Origin of the sequence: Botrimarina hoheduenensis (assembly GCF_007859815.1) — a bacterium.
Classification (GTDB): Bacteria; Planctomycetota; Planctomycetia; order Pirellulales; family Lacipirellulaceae; genus Botrimarina; species Botrimarina hoheduenensis.
On the sequence record NZ_SJPH01000001.1, the window covers coordinates 386,857 to 407,831 of the forward strand.

General features: G+C 64.9%; 11 protein-coding genes and 1 tRNA gene. 5 read left to right on the forward strand and 7 right to left on the reverse strand.

Annotated elements, in window-relative coordinates:
• The first annotated feature begins 51 nt into the window (after window positions 1-51).
• Together Pla111_RS01510 and Pla111_RS01515 are read left to right on the forward strand one after the other, a co-directional pair.
• Window positions 52-1,116 carry a WD40 repeat domain-containing protein gene (locus Pla111_RS01510; protein ID WP_146570684.1) on the forward strand — a complete coding sequence of 355 codons (1,065 nt, stop codon included), beginning with the start codon at window positions 52-54 and terminating at the stop codon, window positions 1,114-1,116.
• Window positions 1,117-1,192: 76 nt separating this feature from the next.
• On the forward strand, window positions 1,193-5,683 hold the full coding sequence (locus Pla111_RS01515; protein WP_146570686.1) for an SdrD B-like domain-containing protein: 4,491 nt from the start codon (window positions 1,193-1,195) through the stop codon (window positions 5,681-5,683).
• A 78-nt stretch (window positions 5,684-5,761) separates the two neighbouring features.
• Here Pla111_RS01515 and Pla111_RS17085 read toward each other — a convergent pair whose 3' ends face one another.
• The 5 genes from Pla111_RS17085 to Pla111_RS01535 form a co-directional block, all read right to left on the reverse strand.
• Window positions 5,762-5,932: a hypothetical protein gene (locus Pla111_RS17085; RefSeq protein WP_197524660.1), complete on the reverse strand. Its 171-nt coding sequence runs from the start codon at window positions 5,930-5,932 to the stop codon at window positions 5,762-5,764.
• A gap of 104 nt (window positions 5,933-6,036) precedes the next feature.
• Window positions 6,037-6,618, reverse strand: a complete 582-nt coding sequence (locus Pla111_RS01520; RefSeq protein ID WP_146570689.1) for a hypothetical protein — start codon at window positions 6,616-6,618, stop codon at window positions 6,037-6,039.
• 113 nt (window positions 6,619-6,731) lie between these two features.
• Window positions 6,732-7,940, reverse strand: coding sequence for a CCA tRNA nucleotidyltransferase (locus tag Pla111_RS01525; RefSeq protein ID WP_146570691.1), 1,209 nt, complete (start codon window positions 7,938-7,940; stop codon window positions 6,732-6,734).
• Between the two features lie 16 nt (window positions 7,941-7,956).
• Window positions 7,957-11,535, reverse strand: coding sequence for a UvrD-helicase domain-containing protein (locus tag Pla111_RS01530; protein WP_146570693.1), 3,579 nt, complete (start codon window positions 11,533-11,535; stop codon window positions 7,957-7,959).
• Window positions 11,532-14,786 (reverse strand): PD-(D/E)XK nuclease family protein, encoded by a 3,255-nt coding sequence (locus Pla111_RS01535; RefSeq protein ID WP_146570695.1) that lies wholly within the window; start codon window positions 14,784-14,786, stop codon window positions 11,532-11,534. The genes Pla111_RS01530 and Pla111_RS01535 overlap by 4 nt, the downstream gene beginning before the upstream one ends.
• Window positions 14,787-15,350: 564 nt before the next feature.
• Here Pla111_RS01535 and Pla111_RS01540 point away from each other — a divergent pair.
• The 3 genes from Pla111_RS01540 to Pla111_RS01550 all read left to right on the forward strand — a co-directional run bounded on the left by Pla111_RS01540 (window position 15,351) and on the right by Pla111_RS01550 (window position 17,385).
• Window positions 15,351-16,637, forward strand: coding sequence for a DUF1559 family PulG-like putative transporter (locus Pla111_RS01540; RefSeq protein WP_146570697.1), 1,287 nt, complete (start codon window positions 15,351-15,353; stop codon window positions 16,635-16,637).
• Between the two features lie 178 nt (window positions 16,638-16,815).
• Entirely contained in the window at window positions 16,816-17,148 is a 333-nt protein-coding gene (locus Pla111_RS01545) for a rhodanese-like domain-containing protein (RefSeq protein WP_146570699.1), read from the forward strand.
• A 153-nt stretch (window positions 17,149-17,301) separates the two neighbouring features.
• Window positions 17,302-17,385: transfer RNA gene (locus tag Pla111_RS01550), tRNA-Leu, on the forward strand.
• Between the two features lie 204 nt (window positions 17,386-17,589).
• On the opposite strand, the gene Pla111_RS01555 is transcribed toward Pla111_RS01550, so the two are convergent.
• Both Pla111_RS01555 and Pla111_RS01560 read right to left on the reverse strand, forming a co-directional pair.
• Entirely contained in the window at window positions 17,590-18,732 is a 1,143-nt protein-coding gene (locus Pla111_RS01555; protein ID WP_197524661.1) for a metallophosphoesterase, read from the reverse strand.
• A 100-nt stretch (window positions 18,733-18,832) separates the two neighbouring features.
• On the reverse strand, window positions 18,833-20,686 hold the full coding sequence (locus tag Pla111_RS01560) for a response regulator (RefSeq protein WP_146570703.1): 1,854 nt from the start codon (window positions 20,684-20,686) through the stop codon (window positions 18,833-18,835).
• Window positions 20,687-20,975: the final 289 nt, after the last annotated feature.

Below are 20,975 nucleotides of genomic sequence, written 5' to 3' on the forward strand. Positions count from 1 at the left end.
ACGATACAGAGGAAGAGCGATCCTCTGTCCGCGTTCGGGAGTGTGTCTGTGTTGCCCAAAGCCCTCATTTTGTTGTCACGGCAGTCCGTTGCGCTAGCGGTTTGTCTGCTAGCAGTGGGCAACGAAGCGACGGCGGAGCGAACCTGCTCTGCGCGGCTGACACTTCAGCTACCAACTGTCGACGGCGCTCATCACGCCGTGCCGACGGGTCTGTCGATTTCTCCGCGTGGCGGTCTCATCGCCGCTGGCTGCGACGATCATCTTGTTCGGCTTTGGGATGCCCAAACGGGCCAGCAGGTTGGTCAGATTGCCGCGCACCGCGATTGGGTGCGAGCCACCCGTTTTTCCTCCGACGGTCAGATGCTGGCTTCGGTCGGTGCCGATCACGCGCTGCGTTTGTGGACGGTGTCGGGCGCTGGCGAGCCCCTGCTTGTTCGTCACGGCGGCGGGCCGCTGCAGGCCGTTGCCTTCTATCCCAACAAGAATCGCTTAGCAACCGTTGGCTTCGGCGACAAGCTGCGGCTGATCGATCTGGACTCGGGCGATGAACTGGCGAGCTACGGCTGCGCGTGCGAAGACACACGCACAGTAGCGATCTCGCCCGACGGACGGTGGATCGCCGCGGCCGGACGCAACGGCACGGTGCGGCTGTGGGACCTGGAAGATAGCGGCGGGCCGCGTGACTTGCCGAGCGATGGCCGCCGGATCCGTTCCGTGGCGTTTGCGCCCAACGCGCCGGTGCTAGCCACGGGCGGCGATGGCCCCGCCGTGCGGCTCTGGCGACTAGACGCTGTCGCGCTCTCGCAGCCCGGTGGTCCCACGCCGGAAGAATTGCTCATCCGCCCCGGTAAAGCGCACGCTGTGGCATTCGTTACCGACGACCTCTTGGCCGTCGGCGGAACCGGCAACACGATCACCGTGTGGGATGTCGGCCGAGTGTCGCCACTTGCTGTGCTGACGGGGCATACAGGAACCATCGCCTCGCTGGCGGTTTCGGCAGACGGTCGAACGCTTGTTTCCGCAGCGTTCGACACGACCGTACGCGTATGGAACACGGATCCGTTGACCGGTGCCGCCGCCACTGCCGCGAAGCCAACCGCCGAAGTACGCCGATAACGCTACAAGCCAACCGACACGCTCCGACACACGTCGAATTTACGATCCGCTGACCGAGGTTTCAGGGAGGAAACCTGTGGGATTCTTTAGCTCGTTGCTCCGTCGCCGCTCTTCGGGGGCCGCGATTCGCGCCAAACGCCTAGCGGTAGGTCCGCGCCGTTCACGCATTGAGATGTGCGAGGAGCGGCGGCTGCTGGCGGCCGACGTGCTGCTGGGGTCGGTCTACTTTGAAGAGGCCACCGGCGACGATAGCGAGGCCGACATTCTCCAGGTATCGTTCGTCGGCGGTGCCGCTGGCACGACGCTCGATCGCCTCGTGATTGATGGCGACAAGCTGGGCGACGGTCTCACCTCGGGTGACTTGTTCTTCGACATCAGCTCGTCGGATCCCGGTTCATTTGGTGCGGTGGGGCTGACGATCGTTGCGACGGAGGGTTTCCAGGTAACCGGCGTCGAGGTGCTCGATGGCGGATCGCAGATCGCGTTCACTTTTAGCGGCTTCGAGGCGGGCGAAGAGCTGGTCTTTTCGATCGATGTCGATGAGGCTCAGTTCGTGGATGGAGCAACCGTCGATACCAACGCCCTGGTCGAAGGTGGCGAGTTCCAACGCAGCAAACTCGTCGGCAACTTCTCGGCACCGGGGCACGTTGATCTGCAACTGACAGGCACCTATTGGGACGCCTTTGACGATAACTTTGCCCGCGAAGAGTCGGCCGCTGGAGCGGAACTGACCAAGCTTCCCAGCGACGCCTACGAGTTGACCGACGACAAGAGCGACCGCACCGCGGGGGCGGTCGCCCGCGCGAAACAGCTCGAGCTGGCGCGCCTCTCAGGTTACGTTTATCACGACCGCTCGGACGACGGCGTGTATGACACGGCCGAGCAGCCGATCGCTGGCGTGACCCTTGAGTTGCTCGACGCCGCGGGAAATCCAACGGGCCGGACAACGGTCACCAACGCGGCAGGCTTTTACGAGTTTGCCGATCTTGAAGCCGGTGTGTGGGGCGTGCGGGAAACGCAGCCCGAGAACTACCTTGACGGCAAAGATACGGCCGGTTCGCGGGGGGGAACGGTCTCGAACGACCGCATCCAAGGCATCTCGCTCGCCTATGGCGACCGTTCGATCAACAATAACTTTGGTGAGTTGTTGCCCGGCAGCATCGCCGGTTTGGTGCACGCATCGCCGGATGGCGACTGCAGCACCCCCGAAGACGATACGCCGTTGCAAGGCGTCGTGATCGAGCTGCTCAACGCTCAAGGCGTTGTGATCGCGGTGACCTCAACCGACATCAACGGTCGATACCGCTTCGACTCACTCGCGCCCGGCGAGTACCAGGTGCGCGAACAACAGCCCGCTGGCTACTACGACGGCGACGAGCACGTTGGCACCGCCGGCGGAGTGGCCACCGATGACCTCATAAGTCAGATCCGCTTGGGATCCGACCAGCAAGCCACGGATTACGATTTCTGCGAGCACATCGGCGCTAATCTCTCGGGGTACGTCTACCACGACCGAAGCAACGAGGGCTCACGCGATCCCGGCGAGGAGCCGATCGCCGGCGTGACGCTCAAATTGTTGCGCGGCGACGGGACCGATACGGGGCAACGTGCCGTAACTGACGAGACAGGCCGGTACCAGTTCAGCAACCTGGCACCCGGTACTTACTGCGTGATGGAAGTCCAGCCGGCGGAATGGCTCGACGGCTTGGATACGCCGGGCAGTCTGGGCGGAGCGGCAGACAATCCGGGCGACATGATCTGCGAGATCACACTCGACTACGGTGATAACGCCACGGAGTACAACTTCGGCGAACTCCTGCCCGGCAGCATCGCGGGCCGGGTGCATGCTGACACCGACGACGATTGCGATTTCGACAACCCGGATCAGTTGCTCTCGGGTGTCGTGATCCAGTTGCTCTCGAAAGACGGGCAGCTCCTACAAACCACCACGACCGACGCTCAGGGCGAGTATCGCTTCGAGAATCTGGCACCCGGTGAGTACCAGGTTCGCGAGCTCCAGCCCGCAGGCTATTACGACGGTGGCGAGCGAGCTGGCACCGCCGGGGGCACGGTCTCGAACGATCTTGTGGCGGGGATCGCTCTGGGGTCGGGGCAAGACGCCGTTAACTACGACTTCTGCGAGCACGTCGGTGCCGGGCTGTCGGGCTATGTCTATCACGACGCCGACGACGACGGCGTTTTCGATCCCGCAGAGAATCCGATCGCCGGAGTGACGCTCGAGTTGCTCAACGCGGCAGGGATCGCCACGGGCGTGACGACCGTCACCAACGCCGAGGGCTACTACGAATTCCTCAATCTCGATGCCGGCAAGTGGGGCGTCCGCGAAACGCAACCAACCTCGTACCTCGACGGCAAAGACACGATCGGTTCCAACGGCGGCGAGGTAGCCAACGATCTTCTGACCGGTGCGATGCTCGCCTACGGTCAATTTGCGACCCAGTACAACTTCGGCGAGCTACTGCCCGGCAGCCTGTCCGGCCACGTTTGGAGCGTGACGGACGGCGACTGCGATGGCCTGGGAACCGACGTCGCTTTGGCGAATGTCACGATCGAACTAGTAAACGCCACCGGGGTGGTGATCGCGACCACTCTCACCGACGCCAACGGCTTCTATCGCTTCGATAACCTGCGCCCTGGGCAGTACGGCGTGCAGCAGATCCAGCCGGAAGGCTACTTCAACGGCGACGTGAGCTTCCCGATCGGGGGCGGATCACGCTTTGGCTCAAATAGCGTGGGTGATATCGAGATCGGGTCAGGGCAGGTCTTGGTGGATTACAACTTCTGCGAGACGCCGCCCGCGGGGCTCTCCGGCTATGTATTCATCGATGGCCCGCCGATTTTCTCGCTAACGCCCTTGCCGCGCGACGTCTCGGGATTGCGTGACGGCTTGCGCACCGCCGACGATACCCCGCTGGCGGGCGTCACGATGATGCTGGTCAACGGCGTCTCGGGCGAGCCGGTCAGTCCCGAGGATACCCTGCCGGGCTACTACGAAGGGCCGTATGTGACCGCCGTCACCAACGCCGCGGGCTACTACGAGTTCCGCGGCCTGGGGAGCGGTTCGTTCGGCGTAGTGCAGGTTTCGGCAACCGGCCTGCACGACGGCATCGATACGCCCGGCACGTTGGGCGGGTTGCCGGTGAACGCCGACACCGAAGCCCTCACGCCGCCGTTCGATCGGCCGATCTTCCGGATGACTGCCGACGGAACCGAAGTACGTTACTCGGATGACGAACTCGCTCAGATCAACGACTTCCGCGACCAGTTTGGTAACGACGCGCTGTTCTCAATCCGGCTGCAACCGGGTGACTTCTCCTACGAGAACAACTTCAGCGAGGTCAGCCGGCGTGGGCAGTACATTCCGCCGGAAGACCCGGTTCCGCCGACGCCGCCGAACCCGTTGCTTACGCCACCGGTGGGGCCAACGCGGCTCCGCCCCCGTGCGTTGACCCTGCCCGCGGTCGAGCCGGAGGACATCTTCGGCGGTTCGAGTCAAGCGATCGGCTACACGTGGCACCTAAGCGTCATCAACGGGGGGCAGCCGCGCGAGTACACCGACGGAGACGCCCGTGTGCTGCGTTTTGCATCGATGTCGGCCGCCGATTCGGCTTGGTCGGGAGCCGACCGCTCGGAGCAAGAGCTGCAACGTGCCAAATGGCGTCTGCTTGCCGGCGATGCTGAGGATGCGGACCTGCGAGACCTCGTGTTCGGTCATCCGAAGGCGGTTCCGGTTTCAGGCGACTGGGACGGTGACGGGGTGACGGACATCGGGGTGTTCCTTGAAGGTGATTGGTACCTCGACCTCGATGGCGATGGACGCTGGGACCGCAACGATCTTTGGGCCCAGCTCGGATCGCGCGACGACCAACCCGTCACCGGCGACTGGGATGGTGACGGAAAAACCGATATCGGCATCTTCGGACCGGCTTGGCCGCTCGACCCGCACGCCATTCCGCGTGATCCCGGTTTGCCCGACGCGGCGAACTGGCCCGGACCGTTGGCTAACAAGCTAAAGAACGTGCCGCCCACGGCGGAGGACGCCACCAGCGGCGCGCGGCTGCTCCGTCAGCCAACCGGCGAGGGCCAACGCGCAGACCGCATCGATCACGTCTTCCATTACGGAACGGTGGGAGACGTTGCGATCGCCGGCGACTGGAACGGTGACGGGATCCGCACCATCGGCGTCTTCCGCGACGGCAAGTGGACTCTCGACTCGAACGGCGACGGGCGGATCGATGAAACCGATCGCCAAGTTGCTTTTGGTGCCGCGGGAGACCATCCGGTGGTCGGCGACTGGAACGGTGACGGGATCGATCAGCTCGGTGTCTACCGAGCGGGCCAATGGTTGATCGACAGCAACAGCGATCAGCTGCTCGACGAGCGCGACACCGCCTTTGGCGAGGCCCTGGCAGACGACTCCGGGCGGATGCTGACACTGCCCGTGGCGGGTGACTGGGACGGCGACGGTGCCGACGAACCCGCGGTCTACTCCCCGGGCACAGCCACGCCTCAGATCGCCCAGACGCCCACCGAAGCAACCCGCTAAAGAAAGCCGGCGCTGCCGACAATTATTCCAAACGCCCCGAGCGTGGGAGCCTGCTCCCACGCTCGGCGACGCGGAGATCTAGCTGTTTTTGATCTCGGACAGTTCTTCCTTGGCTGCCGAAATCTCGTCTTCGAGGTCCGTGACCTCATCCGGATCGTCCATCTGTTCGCGGGCGCCGTTCAAGCGGTGCTGCAGGCTGTCGATCTTCTTGCGGAGCACCTCGGCGCGTTTCTTGGCTTTCTTGTCCATGGCTCGGAGAGGGAAGGGAGAGAAGACTTCAGGGGGCAACGCGGGTAGCTGATAGCCTGATCGCTACTTTTAAGGAGCGGTTAGCTTTGGCAGCAAGCAGTTGGCTAATCGCGAATCGGTTCAACCAATTCGATCGTGCTATCTTCGGAAAAAGCGGGGGCGACGTCTATGGAAACGGCGGCTTGCCGAGCGTCGGGCAGATCGCGAAAGGAACGCAGCATGGCGCTGATGACGAACACCGCTACTGCTAGCTTGAGCGCCACGCCGCTCCAAAACTTCAGCGATCCCTGCAGCCGGACTGCCAGCTTCGTCTTGCCGGCTAATAGCGCTGCGATCGCCATGACCGCCAGCGCCAACAAAAATTTCACTCCGAAGAGCGGGTGATACAGCTTCGGCAGATTCTCGTAAGCACGCGTGAACTGCAGCAGGTTGTAGATTCCACTGGTCAGCAGCAGCGCCGTGCAAATGGCGACGCAGCCGGCCCAGGCACGTCGCCGTCCCGCGAACGCGACCCCGGCCGGATCGCTCGACTCGGCCGCAGCCGGAGCGAGCACAAACCGCAAGTAGATTAGCCCTCCGAAGAGCGTAGCCGCGCAGGTCGTGTGAGCCACACGTGATAAGAGCGCAATGAAGTACTCGCTATCAAATACCGGCAGGGCGGCGGCAAAGAGAAACGGGGTTTCCATAGGGGTCTCGAGGTAAGTCGTTGACGGCCTTCCAGCGGACGGCCAGCTTTACGCAGCGGATCCTAGACCCCGTTGCCGCTAGCGGCAACAGATGAGGGCGTGCCCGCTTGTCGTCAATCCAGCCCCAACAGGGCGAGCGCAGCCTGTTTCGTGGCGGCCACGCCGTCCAGCTGCGCCGCACGGGCCTCGCGAAGATACTCCGAGAAGCGGGGTCCCGGCTTGAGCCCCGCCGCGATCAGGTCAGCTCCCACCACGAGCGGCACCGGGTCCAGCCGATCGGCCGGCCAGGCCAAACGCTCTTGGCAGTGTTCGATCACATCGACAAGGGCCCGATCGGTAGCCGCATAGAGCCGCACCAGGTCGGGCCCCTTGGGGCCGGCAAGCAGGGGTTGCAACGCGGACCACGCGGCTGCACACGCGGGAGCCAACCGATCGGTGTTCTCTAGCAGCCAGCCGGTGGCTTCCGCTTCCTTGGCGGTCCATTTGAGCCGTCGGGCCGCTGCGGTGCCTGCGCCGGGCGATGCTTTGCCCAGCAGCACCGCGGCCAATCCCAACGAGGCCGATGTCTCGTCCGGTGAGGCGCGCTGGGCGATCCTTGCCAGCCGCTCTGACCCGGCCGACGGGTCGGCTTCGGGCAGCACTTCTGGTAAGAGCTCGGTTGTGGCGAGCAGGCGCAGGGCGTCGGCAGCGCGCGGGTTGGTTAGCATCCGCTTGAGTTCGGCACCGATCCGTTCGGCGCTAACCACCGAGATCTGGTCGGCGCTCTTGCGAACCGCCGCCAGCGTCGCCTCGTCTAGCGCAAAGCCCAGCGTCGCGGCAAAGCGCACCGCGCGCAGCATCCGTAACCTATCCTCGGCGATGCGTTCCTCGGCGTTGCCGATCGCACGCACAATCCGCAGTTCCAGGTCCGCCTGTCCACCGACATAGTCGATCACCCGATTGTCGAGCGGATCGTAGAACAGCCCGTTGATGGTAAAGTCGCGACGGCTGGCGTCCTCTTCGGCATTGCTGAACCGCACGGCATCGGGCCGACGGCCATCCGAGTACGACCCGTCGGTCCGAAAAGTGGCCACCTCGATCGGGCTGACCCCGCGCGGCCCCAGCACCGTCATGACGCCGAAGGCCGCCCCGACCGGCACCGTCTGTCGCTTGCCGAAAAGCGCGCGGACACGATCCGGCTGAGCGTCGGTGGCGACGTCGTAGTCTTTAGGGGTTTTGCCGAGCAGCGCGTCGCGGACGCAACCGCCAGCCCACAGCGCCTCGTGCCCCGCCTTGCGCAAGCGTCGCACAACGTCAACGGCAAACGAACGTTGGGGGTCCATCGATACGCAACCGGGTTCAGACCAAGGCAATCAGATTCAGCGGCCGACTATCCTCACCAGACGAGGCGGCGATGGCTAGGTTCACCGCCTCAACAGCCCGAGCGCGCGCGGCTTCGTCCCAGGTGATCCGTACTTCCACGCCCGGGCGTAAAAAACACAGCACCAGTTCGACGGGGCTGATTCCGAGCGAGCGCTCCATCGCCAGCGCATAGAGCGAGAGCTGAAAGCGATAAAGCTCCGCAGCCTGGGCGAGGGATGCGGGTCCGTCCTCAAGGTGATTCGTCTTGTAGTCAACGATCCGCCAATTGCCGCTTTCGTCGCAATAGGCGGCGTCGAGGTAGCCCTGCAGCAGGCAGCGGGGCCCGGCTTTGGGGGTCTTCCAGCGGAGCAAAAACTCGGCTTCGCGCTCCAATCGCACTGAGCGGCGCATCGCCTCCCAACGCGGCGAGAGCAAGAATTGTTGGGTGAGCTTGGTTGCTTCGTCAGCCGCCGCTTCGGCGTTTTTAAGCAAGTAACGCGGTGCCAGTTCAGCGGCGAGCAGGGCGGCCTGTTGGGCCGATTGCGTGTGGTACGCCCCTGTTTTGTCTTGCGGATCGATGTGCTCGAGAATGGCGTGGACGAGCGTTCCGAAGCCCAGCGGATCGATAGCGTTAGCGCGCATCACGGTGGGCTTCGTCGCCGGTTCCGCCAGCGCGGTCTCGTCCGCATCAGCAAACGCTTGGAGACTGCCGTTTAAGCGTGACACGGAGTACAGCGTCTCCGCTTGCTTGAGCGAGATCGGGGCAAGGCTAGCGGGGGCCGGGCCCCCTTTGCCGAGCGAGTCGAGCGCACGGTCCAAGCCCCGCCGCGCGGCCTCACGGCGCCCGCTAGTCTCCACCGCAACGGGGGTCACGCTCACCAGCGGCTCCGCTTCGGCCGTTTCCGAAGCGGCAGCGGGGTTAGCCGGGTCGTTCGTGGCCCGCAGCGCTCCGCTTGCCAGATCAAAGCGACTCGCGATTTGCTTGAGAAACACTCCCTGTGGCGCGTCAAAGTCTTCAAGGCACGCCGAGAGGAGCAGCCGATCAGCGGCTCGGGTGCATGCCACATAGAGCAAGCGGAGGTCTTCTTGTTCTTCTTCTCGCTTCTCACGAAGACGATAAAGGCCGTCGCCCGTGAGCCCCTTGCCGTCCTCGTCGGGGAGCTTCAGCACGGGCCCCAGATCTGGCGTATAGGCAGCGTTTTGTCCGCGGGCGTTCCCCTTGCGATCGAGATCGGCTAGCACCACGATCGGAAACTCCAACCCCTTCGACGCGTGAAAGGTCATCAGCCGCACGACATCTTGTGCGTCGGTAGTTGTCGAGGCGGGGGCCTCTTTGGGGGGCTGCGTCGCATTGGTGAACCGCGTCAGACGCCGACAGAATCCCGCCAAATCTCCGCCCGTCGCGTCGTGCTGGCGCGCTTGTTCGATGAGCTTCTCGAGGTTGGCCAGCTTGCGCTGCCCCAGAAAGTCGGCCAGCAAAGCCGCATCGTAGCCCGTGGCTTCGATCGCGGTTGTGATCAGCTCAGCCACAGGGACCCGATCCTTGATTGCTTTGAGCCGAGTAAGCGTCGCGGCGGCCCGTTCGACCGCGGCGGCTTGGGTCGGGTCGATACCCGCCGGCGCTTTGAAGCCCGGGGTCTGACCGGCAAGCGAACCCTGCTGCCCCAGCCGGAGTAGGGTTTCGTCTTCTAAGGCAAACAGCGGGCTCCTCAAGACCGCCAGGGTCGCAATCTCGTCCACGCGGCTGTCTACCGTGCGGAGCAGGTTGACGATGTCGTAAACCTCTTGCTGCGAATAGAAGGCCTGACCGCCGACCACGTAATAGTCGATTCCCTGCTCGCGCAGCGCGTCTTCATACAAACCCATGTCGCTGTGGCTGCGGAAGAGTAGGGCAATATCGCCCGGACGAGCTGCTCGCGGCTGTCCGCTTCGGTCATCCACCACCGCCGGCGTCTCGGCGCTGAGCAGCTCTTGCAGCCGGGCGGCAATGCTGCGTGCCTCGGCCCGCCGGCACTGATCGGCAGAGGGTTTTTGTCGGTCCCCGGGGGGATCGGGCCGGGGAGTCCACAGGAACTCGACACAGGGCCGCTCGGTCAATTGAAGCCGTCGCGCGCGTAGCGGCTGGTAGGCCGTACCGAACGCCGGAGCGAACAACGTATTGACGAAGTCAATCACCCCGGGCTGGCTGCGGAAGTTCATCGACAGGGGCAAACGCCCCGCCGCGGGCAGTTTCTCGCGAATCTCACGGAACACGCGTGGCTGCGCGCCGCGGAACCGATAGATCGATTGCTTGAAGTCGCCCACCAAGAACAACCCGCCCGTGTCGTGCGTCGCGCCGGCGATCGCCCGCACGATCTTGGTCTGCACGGGATCCGTATCCTGAAACTCATCCACCATCAGCATCTGAACACTCTGGCTGATGTCGTCGGCAAGCGGTTGATGCGGCGGATCGGTAAGTAGCCGTTGCGCCTCGGTCAGCAGATCATCGTTGTCCAGCACGCCGCGTCGGCGCTTGGCGGCACGAAACCTCCGCGCCGCCTCGGCTCCGATCTTCTGCAACCGGTGCGCGGCTTCTGCGGCGATCAACAGGGTTTGCTCATCTGCCAGGGGCGGGGTGTCTTCGACGAGCTTTCTGACCGCTTTCACTTCTTCTGCGATTTTCGCCCGGTCGGCGGTGTCGGCAAAGTGCCGATCGAGAAACAGCCGCTTCTTGCCTCCCCTGTCGGTCTTGCGTTCAAGCTGCACTGTGGGCCTCAGGCCATCGAACGCTTCCACACCGGCCCCCTTTTTTTCCGCCGCGGCAATCGCCGACCGCATTTCATGGATGAAATCGGCCCGTTCGTCGTCGGGGGTCATCAACGGCAGCAGTTCTTTCAGGTTCTGCCAGCACGCTGACTCACGCACCGTCCGCAATGCGTCGGGCACAATCTCAGTGGCGTACACACGACACCAAGCCTCGACACTCTGTTGGGGAGAACGCTTGAGCCACGCCGCGAAACCGGTTTCGTGCGCCGCCTCGGCAAGGCATTCGATCGCGTCTCTTAGCCGCGTCACGTCGAGGTCCGCGGCCAATCGCAGCAGCAACACCTCGTTCTCGTCCATCGCGTTGGCGAGCGCCTCGCGCAGCGTCTCGTCGATCGCTTGTCCCAGCAGCACGGTCGCGTCAGCCGGATCGAGCACCCGAAAGGCCGGATCGATTCCCAACTCGACCGCATATTCCCTGACCAGCCCCGCGCAGAACGAGTGGATTGTCGAGACCCGTGCCGCATCGAGCGCGCGGATTAAATGTCGCCATCCGTCACGGTCGGCAGGCTCCGCTGCTGCGAGTCGCTGCTGACAGCGCAGGCGGATGCGGGCCCGCAGTTCGCTTGCGGCCGCTTCCGTGAAGGTGATCGCCACGATCTGCTTGAGCCGCTGTTCGGCGGGCTCCGCGGAAGCCCCCGGGTCGAGATAGGCCAAGAATCGTTCGGTCAAGACGAAGGTCTTGCCGCAGCCGGCTCCGGCGTCCAGCGCGACGCTCACCGCGCGCGCCGCCAGCGCCGCGGATTGCTCGTCGGTGTAGGGCTGGAGGCTCATGACGCACTTCCGTGAGAACGAGGATCGGTTTCTTCCACGTCGGGCAGCTTGCCGACGGCCCGGGCCTGCGCGACCCGGCAGGCCGTGCGGTAGTCGCAGTACTCGCACGTTTTCTTGTCGGCCGGCCGGACACCAAAGTCGCCGCTCCGGACGTTCTGGACGATCGCCGCGATCCGCTCGTGCACCATCTGGACGGCCTGCTCCCAGGCCTCCGACGGTTTTGGTTTCCACGCCTGGTTTGCCTTCAGCGGTTGGTTCAGATCAGCAAGTCCCGCGATCGGCTCCCAGATGACCTGCTGTTTCTTTTCCTTGCGGATCACCCAGTAACCTGCCGCGATGGCGATCGGTTCCGTGTGGCTATCGCTCAGCAGCACTTGCTGCGCGGCCAAGGCGTAGAGAATTGGCTGAAGCTGTGTTCCCCGCCGAACGTGTTCTTCTTTGACACTCATCTCGCGCGACGACTTGTAATCGATCACGCTAAAGACCGTGGTGCCGCCCGTTTTTCCCCGATCGATCCGGTCGATCGAGCCCCGTACCAACACCGTGCCGACTCCCGGCAGTTCGAGCTCCAGAGGCGTGTCTTTGGAGTGCGGGTCGTGGTCTTGCGGTTCATCGGTCTGGTTGCGTGGCGGACCAAACCGCGCCTCGAACATCGCCGGCATCAGCGGTTCGTCGAGATCTCGCCAACGGTCCAGGTACTTGGCCGATTGGTCGGGATAGGCTTCTAGCCATTTGGCGAGCTGTAGCCGTTCGATCGCTGCGAGGGCACGCTGATGCTCGGGCAATCCGCCGCTGTGGGCGACTTCGGCAATCAGCCGATCGAGTTCGGCGCGAAAGATTTCCGGTGTGGCTGCGCCGTCCTCGATGGCGGCGTGCAGCTTGGCAAGCAACTCGTGCAGGCGCGAGCCCCGCCGACGAGGATCGGTTGCCAGACGCAGTTCGTCGGCAGGCTCCGCTTCGAGCACATCGTGCGCGAAGAACTGAAAGGGGCATGCCGCGTACCGTTCGAGCTGTGTGGCACTCCACAGGTGGTCGGGGCCGAAGCGGGTGCTGAGCAGCGGCTCGGCCGTGAGCAGTCGCCCCTCGACGGGGCCCAACGTGTCTCCCTGTGCGCGAGCGCGCACAATTTTCAGGCCGGCAATCGCGGCCTCCGCGGCCGTGCCGCCATGCCGCGCTAGGCTGGCCAGCATTCGGCGATCGCTGCGACCCGCGGGGCCCTCGGCCAGAGCGTCTTGTGTCGCTAAGAGCCGCCAACCACGCGCCGTAACCGGACCCGCGTCGGCATCGACGACTCCCAGCAGGTTGTGGTCGCGGCGGAGAACACCGGGCGGGAACAGCTGCTCAAGATCGTCCACCCAAGGGCTAGGCCGAAGGGTCTGCCCCTTGTCGTCTAGAGCCGCGTAGGACAGCAGCACGGCTTCGGTGGGGCGGGCCAGCAGCTCTTTCAGCCCGAGCCCAGCCGGGTCGATTCCCAACGGGTTGTCGCCGGTTGCGTTGCCCGCCAAGGCCTGTTCGCTCAGTCCGACGACCACCAACCGGCGAACGCAGAGCGTGGCGGCCTCGGCGTACGAAACGACTCGCACGCACGCTTGCCGCTCGGGCGCGGGCGGCAAGCGCTGCGTTTCGGCGGTCACTTCCAGCCAAGCGAGGAAGTCGCTGCGTCGCCAGCTCGGTGGCGGGGTGCCGCCCCAGCGCGCCAGCGTTTCGATCTCGGCGGCTCCGCGCAACAGCGCGTCGCGGACACTTTGCTCGAAGCGCGCGGTTTCTCCTTGGTGATGAGCCGCCTTTGCGCCCAGACGCTGAGTTGCCTTCTCGAGCGCTGCGAGCCAGGCGCACGGCGTCGCGGTTGTGGGTAGCCCGTCGAGCACTTCCGTCAGCAGGGCCAGCGGCGCAAGGCCGGGCTTGGCGGCCTGATCGTCAGCCTCCACCGCCAAGTGAACCCGCCCGGTTGGGGCGGCACGCCGCCGGATCAGTTTTTCGGCATCGCGCAGTGCGCTGACAGGCCCCAGTTGGTGAAGGTCTCCGCGGCGGAGCAGCTGGAGCACGTCGTCATAGGCCCAATCATTCGCGTCGAGTCGCAGCAGCTCCAGCGCTAGCCGGGTCCAAGCAGAGCGTCTCAGCGGCGGGCCGGTGCTGAGCCAAGCGGGAACTCCCGCGGCTAGCAGCTCGCCGCGGAGCCGTTCGGCGTAAGCGGCCGTGGGGATCGCGATGACAACCTCCGACAGATCGCCAAGCAGATCGGGAGTGCTCTGCAACCAGCCCTTCACGCGGCCGACAACGCGCCGCGTTTCCTCTTGCTCATTGCGTGCTGCGAGCACCTCCAGCGCGTCTTTCGCCCGGAGCAATTCGGCGGGCTCCGCTGCGTGGGGGGGGATCGTGTCGGCGCGGCCTTCTTCCGCATGAAAGCGATGAACCACGGGGGCGAGCGCCGGCACCGCCGCCTTGTCGGGCGAGCCAGTACCGAGGTCCTTGCTCGTGACCGGCTGTCCGAAAAGCTTTGTGAGTCTTGCCAAGCTCAGCTCGAGGGCGTCTGGTGTCGGCCGTATCCCTGTTTGCGGGATGATCACGAGCACCTCCGCGGCCGCCCGTGCGATCACTTGCAGCAGCGGAGCCGCGGTTTCGGTCACGGTGTCGGCCCCAAGATGCACCACGACTAACCGGGCGTGCTGCTCGCGGGGGAGATCTTGCAGCGTTGCGGTGGCGGCGGCCGCGATCGCCGCTTCGTCCATCAGTTCCAAACGATCGAGTTCCGCCGCGTAGGCCCGATAGACCCACGCCAGCGCAACTCCCGCTTCGCCTTCTTCGGGTTCCAGGTAGCTCGCGGCAGCCTGAGGCCGAACCCCTTTGGCGCGCAGCTCGCGGCAACGCCGCACAACCCAGCCCGCCAGTGCCGGGGTGTCGGCAAGTGGCCGGAGCGGTTCGATGCGGCCTGCCTGCAGCCCACGCTGGATGAGCGACCCCGCGAGCGCCCGCGCCACCGACGACGAGAGCCGCCGGGGCGGGCCTTGCCGGAGCACCCCCGCCGCCAGCGAATCCAGCGTCTGCACACCCGGCTGCCAGACCGCCCCCCCCGCCGCGGCAACCACCCGGCGCCGCGCGTCGCGAGCCGCATGACGGTTCGGAGCGATCCACGCCGCTCTGCCGAGCGGACCGAAGGGGGGGCCCGGCAGAGCCAATTGGGCGGCGTAGCGCTCGGTCGCGTAGGACGCCACAACGTGCGGCCAAGCGGCGTGTAATAGCTCAACCGGCATAGGCGCTCGCCTCTCCGTGACGGGGTCCGAAAGCTCGCGGGGGCGCTGCGCGGCTCCCCCCAAGTTTTAACGGGGCCCGCACCGAGCAATAGCGGGTGAGAGATTACTGGCAGCTTCTTGAGGGATTTTCCTGCCAGATGGCGGTAAGGCGCACCCTTGTGGTACGGGGGGCACTTTTTCAGCACACTTCGGGTGAGGGGGCCAAGACTGCGGTGATGATCGCCATGCCTCTGGCCGACTACCACTAAAGCAGGACCCCGTTGGGGGCCTTAGAGGGCGAAAACTATTTTGCGGTGGCATAACACGCTTAGCTGTCAGTTGATTGACAGCGGTACAGCGACCTGTCACCATCAGGGGAACCGTTTACTGTGCCCTATTTAGGGGGCCACAGGGCGGAGCGGTCTGTCCGCTGGTTCGTCTGACGGACCCGCAGGCAGAGATCTAATCGAGGCTTTATTCCCATGAACACGGGGCCCCTGTCGATTGGCGGGGGCGTGGCCGATTGGCTGCGATCCTGGGTTCGCCGTTTTTATCCGTTCTTTTTTTCACACGAGGAGTCGAGTTATGAGAGCGCATGAGCGTTCGGGACGAGGGTTCGTCCCGGTCCAGCGTGGTTTCACGCTGGTGGAGCTGTTGGTGGTGATCGCCATCATCGGCATTTTGGTGGCCCTGCTTCTGCCGGCGGTTCAGGCGGCACGCGAAGCAGCACGACGCAATTCTTGCTTGAACCAGACGAAGCAGCTGGCCCTGGCCCTGCACAACCACCACGACGTGCGGGACGCCTTCCCGCTGGCCTCGACCCGGCCGCTGAACGCCCCAGGCAATGGGGCCATCGTGACGCAGTACTACAACGGCAGCAACGAGAACAACCCCGTGCCGACCACCCGTGTCGCCAACATCGACGGCTACAGCTGGCTGGTCCAGGTGCTGCCTTACATCGAAGAGAACGTCCTCTACGACCGGATCCAGGACACCTCGAATCGTCTGCAGGCGGACGCGTTCTTCAATCGCAACAACCAGCAGGGGATCGCTCAGGCCACAGCGAACGCCACGAACCCGTTCCACTGGGAGAACAAGATCGACGTGTTCTTGTGCCCCAGTTTCGACGGTGACGATGAAGGCCGCACCGCCGGCAATAGCAACGCCGCTCCGGCTGCGGGCAACTACGTCGCGATCCCCTCGATCGGATACGGCGGCACGCCGACAGCGCCCTCATCGCTGATCACCTCCGCCGCTTCGGGCGGAGCGGGTGCTCTCGCTCAGACCGCTGACGATTGCAACACGGGTGCCTACTGCGGCAACGGTATCCTGGCCTTCCCGGGTTGGGGCACGACGGCTCCGACCAAGAAGGGCTATGGGTTCCGCAGCATGACCGACGGCACGGCGAAGACGGTCGTCTTCACCGAATCGCGTGAGCAGCGCTGGAACTCGTGGTACAGCGGTGCCGCCTCGTATGTGGTGGCGGTTTGGCCCAGCCGTACCGGTACGCTGACCAGCCTGCCGCAAGGTTTCGTCGCGCCAGCAGGTGGTAATTCGGCGCTTGCCGGCACTTGGACCTTCAACGGCAACGCCGGTGGACTGGCGATCAACCAGGGCAGCAACAAGAGTGGCACACGGCCTGGCACCGGTGCCGGTACCTGGGAAGAGGAGTACTACCAGCAGACGAACCCCCACCAGACCGCTGCCGCGGGTGCTCGTCGCTGGGGTCCCAGCTCGCTGCACCCGGGCGTGGCGCTGCACGGCTTCGGCGACGGCCACTCGAAGGCTGTCAAGGAAGACGTCTCGCCGGACGTCTACATGCACCTTGTGACCCGCAACGGTCGCGAGCCGATCGACGATACGCAGCTCTGATCGCTTCCCGGTGATCAAAAGCTGCTAACGACAACGACCGCCGCCGCGGCAGAGCCCTCTCTGCCGCGGCGGTTTTGTTTGTGACGCTCCCTAACCAACCAGCGGTCACCGACAGACCTTGCGCGCCTTGCCCACGATTTTTTCCTGGCGGTCCTCCCGCGAAAACCGACCGACTGAAATGGCCCTTCCGATCGAAATCTCCTGTAGCGACGTCAAAGCGATGCTCGACGCCGGCGAGCCGCTCTTGCTGATCGACTGCCGCGAGCCCGAAGAGCACGCCCTCGTGCATCTGCCCGCCGCCAAGCTGATCCCACTGGCACAGATCCCGGGCCAGATTGAGCAGATCGCCGCGGCGCTGCCGGCCGCGGTCGTAATCCATTGCCACCACGGCATGCGGAGCCTGCAGGCGGCCAGTTGGCTACGGAATCATGGCGTAGCGAACGCGCAGAGCATGGCGGGGGGAATCGACGACTGGTCGATCGAGATCGACCCCTCGGCACCGCGCTACTGAGCCGTTGTTGTCTTAGCGCTCAGCGGGCGGGACAAGGGGAAGGCAGGCGTCGGGCTCGCCTCACCTGGCCCCAATGCGGGGGGAGCGTGGGTCGATCAAAAAAGGCACCTTGCGTTCGCGGCCCCGGGCTGGCAAGCTACTTAACTTCCCGCTGCCGCCGTGGCGGAACTGGCAGACGCGCATGGTTCAGGTCCATGTGCCCGCAAGGGCGTGGAGGTTCGACTCCTCTCGGCGGTACTGATTCTCTTTCGAGAGAAGCACGCATTAATTTTTGAAGCACGGAGCCGCCTTGGGCGGCTCTTCGCTTTTAAGGACCGCTTTCTAGGAGCGGCTTTCTAAGGGCCGTCTAGGCCGGATTGCTTCTTGGGTTGCTCACTGAGTCAGCCCTGATCGTGTCGCGGGCCCCTGCTTCGGGGCGGGGCTCTGCTTCCGGAGAGCCTGTTAGGCGGTTGCCACGGACTGCTCAGTGCGGAGTGTGATCAGGCTCAGCTCGGGGGGGCAGCCATAACGCAGCGGAAAGAGCGAGCCCGTGCCGCGACCGACGTGCATGACCGTACGGCCCCTGCGAAACGTTCCGGCGGCGTACCGCACGCCGTGTCGACTGGGGCACAGCAGCGGTCCCACCAGCGGGAAGCAAACCTGTCCGCCGTGGCAATGACCCGCCAGGACCAGATCGATCCCCGCCGCGACCGCCGAGCCAAACCGATCGGGAGTGTGGGCGAGGCAGACGGTCAGCGTCGCGATTCCGCGGGGCGGGGAGGCGACCGTCGGAAACCAGGGCCGCTCGTCGCCGCAGATGACCAGCCCTTCGTAGGGCGGACCGTAGCGCACCGGCGTTGTTCCGGCATCGACCAGGCCCGCGGCAACAAGCTGCCGACGCAGCGCAGGGCAATCCACCTTCTCGTCATGATTGCCGAGGATAAAGTGTCCGGCCACGCGCGGCCGCAGGGCACCGAAGACCGGTGCGACCCATTCCAGCTGCGGCGTGTGCTCGACCAAGTCGCCCGTGAGAAACACGAAGTCGGGCTCCCACGCGTTGACCCGCTTCACCAGCGCATGGAAATAATCGATGCCCAGCCGACCGGACATGTGCAGGTCGGTGAGGTGCGCGATCCGCAGGTCTTGCCAAGCCGCGGGCAGCCGTTCCAGGCCAATCACACGGTGCTCGACCGCGACCCGCAGCAACTGATTTCCCGGCAGTCGCGACGCCGCCCGCACTAGCGGGGGGCCCGTGGCCGCTTCCCCCAGTGCGGCGGCCAGATCGAGCGTCTCGACGGAGGTGGGCCGATTCGCAGACGAATCGCGGTGCGGATCCCAGCGGAGCAAGCCGCGGCTCACCGCGATCAGCACTAACGCCGCGATCGCCACCCATCCGTACGTCTCGAGCGCTGCTCCCAATGAACCAGCGCTCAGCAGCTGCCAAGCTGCCACGACGGGCAGCCCGATCATCGCCGCGCCGCACGCCGCGGTGAGGGCATCGACCCAGCTGCGGCGAATCCCCAGGCCGTGCAGCCGATTGACAGCCTCGACCCCTAACGCGCCGTGGCCGAGGAGGGCGGCAACGAGCCAAACAGTCGACGGCATAGCGGGGCGGAGATCGGGACAGGCGTATCGGGCCGAGATGGTCTTCGGGTTGTGGGCCTGCTCAGGCAGACCAACCCCGCAGCGGCAACCGGCGCATCGCTCAGGAAGACGAAGTCGGTGTCGCCGCATCGGGCGGGGCACTGCCCACGACCTGCTCAACCGTCTCGAGCAACTGATCCAGGCGGAATGGCTTGTAGAGGACCGCCTTCAGGCCGGCCTGGCGAGCCTTGACGATCGAGTGGCCCGGATCGTAGCCAAAGCCGGTCATCAAGATCAGCGGCGGCTGGGGCATGAGCTCTTGTAGCTTTATTAGCAGGTCGTAGCCCGAGATGTCGGGCAGGCGGATGTCGGCCAGGATCGCGTCATAGGTCTGCATGGCCCCGAGGTTGCGCACCATGTAGATGGCTTCTTTGCCGTCGTGAACGGTCTCGACGATGCAGCCAAAACGCTCGAGCAGATCGTGCCCCGCCGAGCGGACCGTTTCGTCGGCATCGGCCACCAGCACGCGGCGTCCGATCAGCAGCGGCCGCTCTTCCGTCCTTACGCACAGCGGGCGGGCTTCGATCGGTGCCATCGATTGGCCGACGCGCTGAATGACCTGCTTGATATCGCGGGCGTTGGTCAAGATCCGCTGGAGCCGTTCGACCACGGCGGGCTCGTGCCCGATGTAGCCCTCCATGACGTTGACGGCGTCGTTGAGGATGTCATCGACGGGCAGGGCGACGGCCGAGTGGATCGCCTCGACGCTCGCGGCAGCAGCGGTCGCCTTCTCGACGGCGAGCAAATCCATCGTGTTCAGGGCGGCGGCAATGTCGCGCGTGAAGATCTCCAGGAACTGCCGATCGCTTTGGCTAAAGGCTCCCGGCTCGGGGCTCTCGACGTTAAAGGTGCCGATAACCCGATCGTGCAGCAGCAGGGGTACCGTGAGCGAGCTGCGGGCCCCCTCGGCCCCCTCAATATAAAGCGGGTCTTTGCCGGTGTCCTCGCACAGGTAGCTCTGGCCCGTGGCGGCCACATAGCCGGTGACACCGTTGTCCTTGGGTTCAGCGCGGAGCACACGCCGCTGGGCTTCGGGCAGGATCCCCGAGGCGAGAAGCGGACGCAGCTCGCGGGTTTCTTCGTCGAGCGTGCGGACCTCGACCACGTCAAAGGCCAGCACCTCTTGCACGCCCTGAATGATGTTCTCTTTGAGCAGTTCGATCCGCTCTTCGACCGCCATGTTGGCAACCTCGTCTGGCGTAAGGTCGGCCAGCTCGATGCCCGCTTGGTGGATTGCCGCGAGTTTCTGCTGCTGGAGCTGCTCGGACGTGACTTCGCGGACCGTCACTACCAGGTGCTCGGTGGGTTCGCCCTCGAAGTGGGCTGCCGGGGCGGCGTGGACGCGGAAGTAGCGGTTGCCGCGGCAGAGGAGGGTCGCGGCAACGGGGACCGCACTGCTGAAGGCCGCCTCGATGGGCGCGGCTTCGCTGAGGGGAGAGGTCTGTGGTTTGGATGAAGCTTCGCTCGCTGCGTTACCATCGACAATCTCTCGACCGCCGAGCACCTCGTAGAAGTCCTTCCCGACCACCTCGTCGACACCGGTCCACTCGCGGAGCCGTCCGTTGCCCCACACGATCGTGTTGCGACGATCGAGCAGGACCACCGCGTCGGGCATCCCGCGGAGCATCTGAATGTTGTGCAGCAGCTGGGTTGCGTCGGCGGTTGAGGCAAACCGGGCAGCGTCGGCGTAGACGCCCTGGAAGCCACCTGTGGCGAGCATCGCGACCGCCTTGGCAGGCGAACGCACCGCGACCACCTCTGCCTCAGGGCCGAGGCGATCGGCCAGCAGAGCGGATGTCCGGCGGTCTTCGCACAGACAGAGGAACCTTCCGCGCCAAACGCCTTCCTCGGCGAGCGAAACGCTCGGCGAGTTGGGCGCCGTTTGTGCAGCCGTACTGGTGTCGGACTCCGCCACCGCGAGTCTTCCGGGGCCATACGGGAGGGGCTTTGAAACCCCCGCCAACCGTCATTGCGGGTACTCCTAAAGGGAGTATACGCCCCGATGCTTGGCGAACAAGCGACCGAGACAGCAGGAAAGGGGGGTTCTGCTTGCATCGGCAGCGTTGCCCCTCACGATCAAGCAGAGTCTGGTGCCAGGGCAAAGTCGAGGGCCTTAAGCAACGGAGCGAGGCCTGCTCGCAGGGACTGTAACGGCTGCTCCATCGCGCAGACGTCGGGGCCTCGGACGGATACACTGAGGGGCC